The following is a 10,603-nucleotide window of genomic DNA, read 5'->3' as shown; positions in this document are numbered from 1 at the left end:
TGGGGGTTTTGTTTTTTTTAAAACCACCCCCCCACGGGCCCCCCCCCCCGGTCGCCTGCGGGCACTCGCGGCCGCCCCCCCCCCCCCGGGGGGGGGCCCGGCCCCGGGCCCCCCCGACGGTTCCGTTCGGGCCCGACCACGCCCCCGGCCACCGGCCGCAGCCGAGCCGGAACGCGCGCATATCCGCTGGGGGAGCGTCACCGGCCTGTGCGATGCTCGGTGGCGTGGAGACCAGGTCAGTAAGCCCCGTGTTCATCGGCCGGACCGCGGAGCTCGGCGTGCTCCGCGAGGCGCTCACCCGCGCCACGGAGGGCGAACCGCAGGCGCTGCTCCTCGGCGGCGAGGCGGGCGTCGGCAAGACCCGCCTCATCGAGGAGTTCGCCCGCACCGCCCACGCCAGGGACGTCGTCGTGGCCGTCGGCGGCTGCGTCGAGATCGGCGCCGAAGGGCTGCCGTTCGCCCCCTTCTCCACCGCCCTGCGCGCCCTGCGCCTCCTGCTGCCCGGGGAACTCGCCGCGGCGGCGGCCGGGCAGGAGGAGGAACTCGCCCGACTCCTGCCCGAACTGGGCGAGGCCCCCGGCGGACTCCACGACGAGGAGGCGATGGCGCGCCTCTTTGAGCTGACCGCGCGCCTGCTGGAGCGGGTCGCCGCCGAGCGGACCGTCCTGATCGCCCTGGAGGACCTGCACTGGTCCGACGCCTCCACCCGCCACCTCCTCGCCTACCTCTTCCGCACCCTGCGCCGCGGGCGGATCGTCCTCCTCGCCAGCTACCGCGCCGACGACATCCACCGGCGCCACCCGCTGCGCCCCCTGCTCGCCGAACTCGACCGGCTGCGCACCATCCGCCGCATCGAGCTGAATCGTTTCAGCCGCGACGAGGTCGGCGCCCAGATGGCCGGCATCCTCGCCGCGGAACCCGATCCCACCCTCGTCGACGAGATCTTCGACCGTTCCGACGGCAACCCCTTCTTCGTCGAGGAACTGGCCGTCGCCGCGGGCGAGGACTGCTGCCCACCGCTGTCCGACTCGCTGCGCGACCTCCTCCTCGTCCGGGTCGAACGGCTCCCCGACCACGCCCAGCGGGTCGTCAGGACCGTCGCCGAGGGCGGCTCCAGCATCGGACACGCCCTGCTCGCGGTCGTCGCCCGACTGGGCGAGGACGACCTCATCGAGGCACTGCGCGCCGCGGTCGGCGCCAGCATCCTCCAGCCCACGCCCGACGGCGACGGCTACCGCTTCCGGCACTCCCTGGTCCGCGAGGCGGTCAGTGACGACCTGCTCCCCGGCGAGCGCTCCCGCCTCAACCGCCGCTACGCCGAGGCCCTGGAAGCCGAACCGGCCCTGGTGCCTGCCGACGAGCGCGCCACCCGCCTCGCCAGCTACTGGTACCACGCCCACGACCCGGCCAAGGCCCTGCCCGCCGTGCTCGAAGCCTCCGCCGAGGCCCGCCACCGCCACGCCTACGCCGAACAGCTGAGGCTGCTGGAACGGGCGATGGAACTGTGGGACGAGACGCCCGAGGAGGTCCGCGCCCTGCTGTGCGCGGGTGACAACGTCGGGTCGGCCCCGCGCTGTGACGTCACCCCCGGGACCACCCGCCTCACCTACCACGACGTACTGGCCGAGGCCACCGTCGCCGGACGGCTCTGTGGGGAGCGCGACCGTGCGCTGAAGATCACCAAGCGGGCCCTGCGGCTGCTCCAGGAAGAACCCGACGCCCTGCGCGCCGCCTGGTTCTGGGTGCAGCGGTCCATGCTCGTCCAGACCCTGGCCCGGGGCGACGGCTGGCAGGAACTCGCCACCGCCCAGGACCTGGTGAGCGGACTGCCGCCGTCCCTGGTGCACGCCGAGGTCCTCGCCCGCGTCGCCAACTGGTTGATGCTCCATCAGCCGGGCCCGGACAGCCTCACCGCCGCCGAACGCGCCGTCGAGTACGCCCGCATGGTCGGCGCCCGGGACATCGAACTCAACGCCCGCCTCACCTTGGGCGGCCTCATGGTCGACGCGGGGGACGTGGAGGCCGGGCTCGCCGAGATGTACGAGGTCAAGGAGAGCGCGCAGGACCTGGGCCGGGGCGCGGTCGGCCGCGTCTACGTGAACCTGCCCTCCGCACTCGAAGGCGTCGGCCGCTCCCGGGAGGCGGTCGCCCTCCTCGACGAGGGCGCCGAACTGGCCCGCACCCTCGGCCTGCGCGACACGGAGGCGTGGATCTGGAGCAACCGCGCCGAGTCCCTGTACGCGCTCGGCCGCTGGGACGACTCCGCCTGCTCCATCGCCCGCACCCGGCACCCCGTCTACGGTTCCAAGCCCCGCGCCTCCGCGGCCGTCCACGCCGCGCACCTCGCGCTCGCCCGCGGGGACGACGCGGAGGCCACCCGTCAACTCGCGGAGGCCCGCCGCTGGTACGGCAGCTACGGCCCGATGCCCCAACACTCCCTCCCGATGGCCGCGGTCGCCCTGGAGGTCGCCGCGCACGAAGGCCGGGTCCTCGACGCCCGGGTGGAGCTCGACGCCGCGATCACCGGCGGGTTCCCGCCCGGCACCCAGCGCTACGGCTGGCCCCTGCTGCGGGCCGCCGCCACCGTCGAGGCCGACGCCCGCGGGCTGCCACCGGCCGGCCCGGGCCGGGCCGCGGCCCTCGCGCGCATCCGGTCCGCCGCCCGCACCCTCACCACCGGTGCCCCGGTCTGGCAGGCCCACGACCACTGGGTCCGTGCCGAGCTCCGTCGCGCCGAAGGGACCGACACCCCGGCCGACTGGCAGGAGGTCGTCACCGCCTTCGGCCCGCTGGAGCGCCCCTACGACCTGGCGCAGGTCCGCTTCCGGCTCGCCGAGGCCCTGCTCGGCGCGGAGGACGACCGCACCCGTGCGACGGAACTCCTCCGACAGGCCGCCGCCCTCGCCCGCCACCTGGGGACCGTCCCGCTCGGCGAAGCGGTGGAGCGGCTCGCCCAGCGGGCCCGTCTCTCCCTCACCGGCCTCCCCGCCCCGGCCCCCGTCGACCCGTTGACCGCCTTCGGCCTGACCAGCCGGGAACGCGACGTCCTCCGGCTGGTCGCCGCCGGGCGCAGCAACCGCCAGATCGCCGAGGAGCTGTTCATCGCGCCGAAGACCGCGAGCGTGCACGTCTCCAACATCCTGGGCAAGCTCCAGGTCTCCGGCCGGGGCGAGGCGGCGGCCCTGGCCCACCGGCTGGGGGCCTTCCCCCCGGCGCCCCGTGCGGTCGGCGCGGGCAGCGAGCGGCCCGCCGCCCGGTGACGTTCCGCACACCCCCGGACACGGGACGGGCTCGACTACGCTGACGGGGAGAACCGGCCCGAGGAGGCACCGTGTTCCACGTGATCGACGCAGTCTTCGCCCCCGGACGCAGGCACACCGACGACGAGGCCAAGCGCCTGGAACTCACCCGCGAGGACCAGAGCGACGGTGACCCGGGGCGGGGGCCGATAGACCTCGGCTCCGGCAAGGTCACCGTCACGGTCCGGGTGCCGCCGCCGTCGCCCGCCGAAGCGTCGGACTGACTGCCGCAGGTCAGCTCACCCTCAGCTCCAGGACCCGGTCGTCGGCGCCCCCGGGCGAGCCGCGGCCGTCCGTCTCGCTGGTCATCAGCCACAGCCCGTCGCCGCCCGCGGCCACCACCGTGCGCAGCCGCCCGTACTCGCCGCGCAGGAACGCCTGCGGCTCGGGCGCGCCGTCCACCCCGCTCACCGGGATGCGCCACAGCCGCTCCCCGCGCAGCCCCGCCATCCAGATCGACCCCTGGGCGTAGGCGATGCCGCTCGGCGAGGCCTCCGAGGTGGGCCACTGTGCCACCGGGTCGCGGAACCCGGCCTCGTCGCCCTTGCCCTCGACCTTGGGCCAGCCGTAGTTGCCGCCCGGGACGATCTCGTTGAGCTCGTCCCAGGTGTCCTGGCCGAACTCCGCGGCCCACAGCCGCTTCTCCTCGTCCCAGGCGAGCCCCTGGACGTTGCGGTGTCCGTATGAGTAGACGTACGAGTCCTCGCCCAGCGGGTTGCCCGGTGCCGGATCGCCCTCCGGGGTCATGCGCAGGATCTTCCCGGCCAGCGACTCCTTGTCCTGGGACAGTCCCGTCTCGCCGATCTCCCCCGTGCCGGCGTACAGCATCTTGTCGGGGCCGAAGGCGATCCGGCCGCCGTTGTGGTTCGTGCCCTTCGGAATCCCGCGCAGCACCGTGTCGGGCGCGCCGAGCTGCTGCCCGGCGGGCTTGTCCTCCTCGTACCGCAGCCGCGCGATGCGGTTGTCCGAGGCGGTGGTGAAGTAGGCGTAGACCATCTGGTCGGAGGCGAAGGAGGGCGAGAGCGCGAGCCCCATCAGTCCGCCCTCGCCGGCCGCCGCCACCCCCGGTACGGTGCCCAGCTCCACCCGCGCGCCGGTCCGGCCGTCGATCCGGCTGATGGTGCCCTCGTCGCGGGAGGAGACCAACAGGTCGCCGTCGGGCAGCGGGGCGAGGCCCCAGGGGGACTTGAGGTCCTCGGTCACCGTGCGCACCACCGAGGCGGTGCCCTTCGCCGGGGGAGCGTCGGCGTCGGCCCCGGACGCGGAGGCCGAGGGCGCCGTCGAAGCGTCCGTCGTCCGGCTCCCGAGGCCGGGTAGGTCGGAGCCGTCCGAGGAACACCCGGTGAGCAGGAGCGCGGCGGCGGTGAGCACGGCCGTCACGGCTGGACGTCGCACGATCTCGGTCCCTTCGTCGTGGTCAGCGGGCACGGCCGGGCGGTTCGGCACGGTCGACCGTCGGCGGGCCGGCGAGTGCCCAGTCTCCAGTACACCGCCCGGCCCCGGAACGTTCCCGGGCCCGCCCACCGACCAGTTCGAGGCGGCTTCCGATGAACCGCTCCCGCATGAGCCGGTCGTGGGTGACGACCACCAGCGCGCCTTCGTACGAGGTGAGGGCCTGTTCCAGTTCTTCGACCAGGGCCGGGGAGAGGTGGTTCGTCGGCTCGTCCAGGAGCAACAGATCGATCGGCCGGGTGACCAGTCGGGCCAGCTCGATCCTGCGCCGCTGGCCGTACGACAGCTCGCTGATCCGCAGCCGGAGGTCGGCGGGCCGGAACAGGCCGAGGGAGAGCAGCAGGTCGCGCTGCTCCTCCCGGTCGCCGGGCCGGTCGTGGGCGAAGGCGCCGAGCACGCTCAGGTCCGACGGCCACGGCACCTGCTGCTGGCGCAGTATCCCCACCTTCCCGGACACCCGCACCGTGCCGCGCTGCGGCCGGACCTCGCCCGCGAGGATCCCGAGCAGAGTGGACTTGCCCGCACCGTTCGGCCCGGTGACGAGCAGCCGCTCTCCCGGAGCGAGCGACAACTGCGGCAGGTCGAGCCGGTCGTCCAGACGGACGTCGATGAGCTCGGCGGCGGGCACGACCGTGCCGCCGGCGGCCTCGCCGTCGGTCGTGCCGGTGGGGACCGACGCGGCGAACACCAGGGGATCGGGCGGTAGTCGGACCGGTGCGGCGGTCAGCCTGGCGACGCGCTCCTTCGCGTTCCGGATCCGGACCGTCGCCCCGTGGCTGCGGTCCCGGGAGCGGAACGCGCCGTGCCCGAACTTCGCCATCGGCACCTTGCGCGGGATCGCCCCGAGCCGCGCCGCGTTCGACCCGGCCAGCTGACGGCTGCGCGTGAGCTCGTCGCGCCAGTGCCGGTACTCCTGGAGACGGCGGCTGCGCTCGGCGGCCTTCGCCGTGCGGTAGCCGGCGTAGCCGTCGCCGTACCGAGTGATCTTCCCTTCCGCGACCTCCAGGGTCGTGCTGGTCAGGTTGGCCAGGAAGGCGCGGTCGTGGGTGACCGCGACCACCGTGCCGCGGTGCTCGCGCAGGTGCGCTTCGAGCCAGCCGACGGCCTGGTCGTCCAGGTCGTTGGTCGGTTCGTCGAGCAGGAGCAGCTCCGGCTGGGCCGCGAGTGTCCCGGCGAGCGCGAGCCGGGACCGCTCACCCCCGGAGAGCGAGCCGAGCGGGCGGTCGCGCGCCAGGTTGGGCAGGCCGAGCCCGTGCAGGGCGATGTCGACGCGTTCCTCGGCCCGGTAGCCGTCGCGCGCCTCGTACAGGGTGAGATGCCGCTCGTAGGCCGTGAGGGCGGATGCGAGAGCGGGGCCCTCGTCGGCCGTCGCCAGCTGTTCTTCGTCGCGGCGCAGCTGGGCTTCCAGGGCGCGCAGTTCGGTCAGTGCCAGGTCGATCGCGTCCTGGACGGTGGCGTCGGCGGGCAGGTCGAGCGCCTGCGCGAGATAGCCGACGCCACCGGGCGCGCTGACGGTGACTTCACCGCTGTCGGGCCGTTCACGGCCGGTCAGCAGCTTCAGCAGTGTGGACTTCCCCGAGCCGTTGTCCCCGATCACGCCGACCTTCTCGCCGGGCCGGATGGAGAGGTGGACGTGGTCGAGGACGAGCTTCTCGTCGTAGCGCTTGGTGAGGTCGTGCACGGTCAGCTGGGCAGTATGGGTACGCAAAACAGGCCCCCTTGGGTGGTGACGGACAGGTGGCGGTGCGTCCACGGCGGAGCGAGGCTCTACGCGGTGGCGCGTGCTGTCATCACAGAGTTCCCATGGGCAAGAACGTACGGGACGACGACCTTCCTGTCAAGACGATACGTATCGTCTCGTGAAAGAGGGTGAGGCCGCCCGACGGCCCGGATCCTCGTGCAGAAAGCTCGGGCTATGGCCGGAGACGGCGCATGCCCGGGAAGCGAGACCTAGTCCCACGGCTCCCAGGACTCCCGGACCGGCGGCAGTCCCGCGATCTCCGCCCGGTCCGCGTCGGTCAGCCGCAGCCCGGCCGCCCCGGCGTTCTCCACCACCCAGCGGGCCCGCTTGGCACCCGGGACCGCGACCACGTGCCGGCCCCGTTCCAGCACCCACGCCAGCGCGACCTGCGCCGTGGTCACCCCGGCCGCGGAACCGCCGTGCCGCCGGGCCACCCGGCGCAATCCCGCCACGATCGCCTGGTTCGCGGCCATCACCTCCGCGGTGAAACGGGGGTGCCGGGCCCGTACGTCGTCCGGTTCGAAGCCCTGACCGGGGGTCAGCGTGCCGGTGAGGTAGCCACTGCCCAACGGCATCGCGGCCAGGAAACCGACCCCCCGCGCCTCGCACCAGGGCAACAGCACCTCGACGGCTTCGGGGGACCACACTGACAGCTCCGCCTCGACCGCGGCGACCGGGAACACCTGTTGCAGCCGCTCCAACTGGCGCACCGTCACCGTGTGCGGTCGCTCCCCCGACCGGCGGGAGGCGCGCACGCCCAGCGCGCACACACCGAGGGCGCGCACCTTGCCGGCGCCCACCAACTCGGACATCGCCCCCCAGGTCTCCTCGACGGGCACCTCCGGATCGGGGCGGTGCAACTGGTACAGATCGATCACATCGGTCTGGAGCCGACGTAGCGAAGCGTCACAGGCCCGCTTCACATAACTGGGGCGACCGTTGGCCACGATGTGCTGGTCGCCCACCAACAGGCCGCACTTGGTGGTGACGAACGCCTCGGCCCGGCGCTGTCTGAGGACCCGTCCGATCAGCAGCTCATTGGTGAAGGGGCCGTACATGTCGGCGGTGTCCAGGAGCGAACAGCCCAGGTCCAGCGCCGTGTGCAGGGTGCGCACGGACTCCTCGCCGCGCCGCCGGGAGGCGGAGTACGCCCAGCTCATCGGCATGCAGCCGAGCCCCACCGCACCCACCCGCAGTCCCGTCGCGCCGATCGTCCTGCGCTCCACCTCGCCGTACCCTCCCACTGCTGTTCGAGCGGCCCCCAAACTAACCGCTGCGTACCGGACCTCCTCGCCGCAGGGGCCGCCCACCGGCCGCCGCGGACCGGCCCGGGACAGCCCTTAGCCTCGGAGGCATGACAGGTGACGTGTGGCTGCCCATGCCCCCGGACGAGATCGAGGGCCTTCCCGACGCCCTCTCCTACTACTTCTACGACGGCGGCGAGGACGGCGGCCAGGCGTACCCCGCCGATCCCGCGGACTGCGCGTTCTTCACGGTGCCCTATCTGAAGCGGCCGTCCGTGAAGGTGGGCGCACTGCCCCTGATGCACCGTCTGGAGGTCATCCAGACGCTCACCGCGGGAGTCGACGACGTCCTGCCGGCGCTGCCCTCCGTGCGCTCCGGCGTGCAACTGTGCAATGCGCGCGGGGTGCACGACGCCAGCACCGCGGAGTTGACCCTCGCACTGATCCTCGCATCCCTGCGCGGCGTCCCGGACTTCGTGCGCGACCAGGACCGCGGTCGGTGGCGCTCCGGCTTCCGTCCCGCGCTCGCCGACCGGTCGGTGCTCATCGTCGGGTACGGGTCGATCGGCGCGGCGATCGAGGAGCGGCTGCTGCCCTTCGAGGTCGCGGCCGTCACCCGGGTCGCCCGCTCCGCACGGAGCGCCGCCCGCGGTCCGGTGCACGCCCTGGACGCACTGCCCGCCCTGCTCCCGGACGCCGACGTCGTGGTCCTCGCCACCCCGCTCACCGACGAGACCCGACACCTGGCCGACGCCGCCTTCCTGGCCCGGATGAAGGACGGCGCGCTCCTGGTGAACATCGCCCGGGGCGCCGTCGTGGACACCGCGGCGCTGCTCACGGAGCTGGCGCGGGGCCGCCTCACCGCCGCGCTCGACGTCACCGACCCCGAGCCGCTGCCCGAGGACCACCCCCTGTGGCGCGCACCGGGGGTGCTGATCAGCCCCCATGTGGGCGGGCCCTCCAGCGCGTACCTCCCGCGGGCCAAGCGGTTGCTGGTCGCGCAGTTGACCCGGTACGCGGCGGGGGAGCCGCTGCTGAACCCGGTCCTCGTCACCGGGTGAACCGCACGTGCCCGGTCACCGGACGGGGACCGCACGGCGTGCGCGGAGCGACCGCAGCGCACCGGGGTACGTCGAGCGCCCCCTGGTGTGCCGCGCACCGCCGGGCCACGCCGTGCACGACCCGCGGAACGTCCCCCAGCGCGCCACCCGGCGGCCGGTGACCTCCCGCCTTCCCCCAAATGCTCCGTGTGTCGGAAACGCCGCCGACCGTCACGGAGAGTAGAGCAACTATGTCCCTGAGTGACGAGTCTGGTGTATCGTCGGCATCAAGGGGCTGCGCCGCACGCTGTTCGGCGCGGGGGACAAGACAGTGAGAACGCAAGGGGGGCGATCGTTGATGCACGGCCTATGGAACGACCATCCGACACGCAGAGGAATCCGACGGCGATCCGCGCGCGCACTCGTACGCCGCGGACCGGGCGGTGAGAGCAGCCGCCGCGAAGACGCCCGCCCGCGCCACCGATGTCAGCGAGGGCAGCGCAACCGTGCCCGCTCCCAGCCGGGGAGCGAGCGGTGAGCGCCCGGGGCGCCGCCCTTTCCGTCCGGCCCCGTACGGGCGGCGGGACCGGCCTGGTGACCCAGATCCTCCTCGCCTTCGTCTGCGGGGGCTACGCGACCGGGGCGGCCCTGGACTGGGGCTCGCCCGAAGTGGCCCTCGTCATGGGTGACTTCGGGCTGAGCGCCGCCGCGGCGACCGCCGGCGTCTCCTGCCTGCTCTACGCCCGCACCCGACACAGCCGCTCGCGGGTGGCCTGGTACCTCTTCGCCCTCTCCTCGGCGATGGCGGCCCTGGGCAACGGCGTCTGGGGCTGGTACGAGGTCGTCCTCCGGGAGCCGGTGCCCAGCCCCAGCTTCGCCGACCTGTTCTTCCTGTGCTTCGCCCCGCCCGCCATCGTGGGGCTGCTGCTCCTCGCCAAACGGCCCGTGACCAGGGCCGGCTGGATCTGCCTCGCCCTCGACACCTGGCTCATCGGCGGGTCCCTGCTCACCCTCTCCTGGAGCCTCGCACTCGCCCACACGGCGCGCTTCGAGGGCCAGAGCGTCGCCCACGCAGCGCTGTCCCTGGCGTATCCGCTGCTGGACATCGCCCTGGTCAGCATCGTCCTGGCGCTGCACTACCGCCGCACCGCGATCAACCGCTCCGCGGTGAACACCGCGATCGGCGCCCTCGCCGTCACCGTGATGTGCGACGCCCTCTTCAGCTCGCCGATCCTGCACGCCAGCTACCGCTCCGGGCAACTCCTGGACGCGGGCTGGTTCGCGGGCTCCCTCCTGCTCGCCTACGCGCCCTGGGCCTCCCACCAGGACACGGCCGGGCGGCTCCTCGACCAGGAACCCGTACCCGAGGAACGCCCCCTGGTCCTTCCGTCCTTCCCCGTGTCGGTGCTCCCGGTGTCGGGCCCGCCACCCCGCGGGGACACCGTGGTGCGGTCCTTCCCCGCACTCCGTCTACCGCACCAGCGCGCCGCCACCGACAGCGGCGGCGACGACAGCCCGGCGCCCCGCCCGCCGAGCGGGGTCCCGTCCGGCGGGTCACCGTCCGGCACCAAACGCCTGCACGAAGGCGCCCCCTACCGCGGCCGTCCGCACGGTGTCCACGGGCACGAGGGCCACGCCCACCAGCGGCGCCACGAGGACCACGGGCACCAGGGCCACGGCCACGCCCCGGCGAACCGCAGCGCACGGTGGGGGCCGCCGCTCCGGTCGGGTGGGGGGGGCCCACCGGGGAGGGCGGGGGCCGGGACCGACCCCCGGGGCGAGAGGCCCCCCAGGCCCCCCCCGGCGCCCGACGGGGGACAGTGCACC

General features: G+C 73.9%; 6 protein-coding genes and 1 pseudogene. 4 read left to right on the top strand and 3 right to left on the bottom strand.

The features are described 5' to 3' along the window. The first annotated feature begins 212 nt into the window (after positions 1–212). Both ACFWIA_RS25710 and ACFWIA_RS25705 read left to right on the top strand, forming a co-directional pair. On the top strand, positions 213–3,260 hold the full coding sequence (locus ACFWIA_RS25710; protein ID WP_387008957.1) for an AAA family ATPase: 3,048 nt from the start codon (positions 213–215) through the stop codon (positions 3,258–3,260). Between the two features lie 80 nt (positions 3,261–3,340). Continuing rightward, on the top strand, positions 3,341–3,523 hold the full coding sequence (locus ACFWIA_RS25705) for a DUF6191 domain-containing protein (protein WP_387008955.1): 183 nt from the start codon (positions 3,341–3,343) through the stop codon (positions 3,521–3,523). Between the two features lie 10 nt (positions 3,524–3,533). Here the strand turns inward: ACFWIA_RS25705 and ACFWIA_RS25700 are convergent, their stop codons facing one another. From ACFWIA_RS25700 to ACFWIA_RS25690, 3 genes are all read right to left on the bottom strand, one after another. Continuing rightward, complete coding sequence (locus tag ACFWIA_RS25700; protein WP_387008954.1) at positions 3,534–4,694, bottom strand: PQQ-dependent sugar dehydrogenase; 1,161 nt, start codon at positions 4,692–4,694, stop codon at positions 3,534–3,536. A 22-nt stretch (positions 4,695–4,716) separates the two neighbouring features. Further along, the gene (locus ACFWIA_RS25695; protein WP_387008952.1) at positions 4,717–6,459 is read right to left on the bottom strand and encodes a TlrC/CarA/OleB/SrmB family ABC-F type ribosomal protection protein; all 1,743 of its coding nucleotides are present in this window, start codon (positions 6,457–6,459) and stop codon (positions 4,717–4,719) included. 242 nt (positions 6,460–6,701) lie between these two features. Then, positions 6,702–7,718 (bottom strand): aldo/keto reductase, encoded by a 1,017-nt coding sequence (locus ACFWIA_RS25690; protein ID WP_387008950.1) that lies wholly within the window; start codon positions 7,716–7,718, stop codon positions 6,702–6,704. A 128-nt stretch (positions 7,719–7,846) separates the two neighbouring features. Here ACFWIA_RS25690 and ACFWIA_RS25685 point away from each other — a divergent pair, with 128 nt between their 5' ends. Further along, the gene (locus ACFWIA_RS25685; RefSeq protein WP_387008948.1) at positions 7,847–8,797 is read left to right on the top strand and encodes a 2-hydroxyacid dehydrogenase; all 951 of its coding nucleotides are present in this window, start codon (positions 7,847–7,849) and stop codon (positions 8,795–8,797) included. A gap of 780 nt (positions 8,798–9,577) precedes the next feature. Beyond that, positions 9,578–10,603, top strand: a pseudogene (locus ACFWIA_RS25680) (hypothetical protein); the annotation flags it as partial.

The sequence above is a fragment of the Streptomyces sp. NPDC127068 genome (assembly GCF_042724695.1).
In the GTDB taxonomy this organism is placed as follows: Bacteria; Actinomycetota; Actinomycetes; order Streptomycetales; family Streptomycetaceae; genus Streptomyces.
The sequence above is the reverse complement of the archived record's forward strand: the minus strand, read 5'-3'. Positions and strand labels throughout refer to the sequence as shown.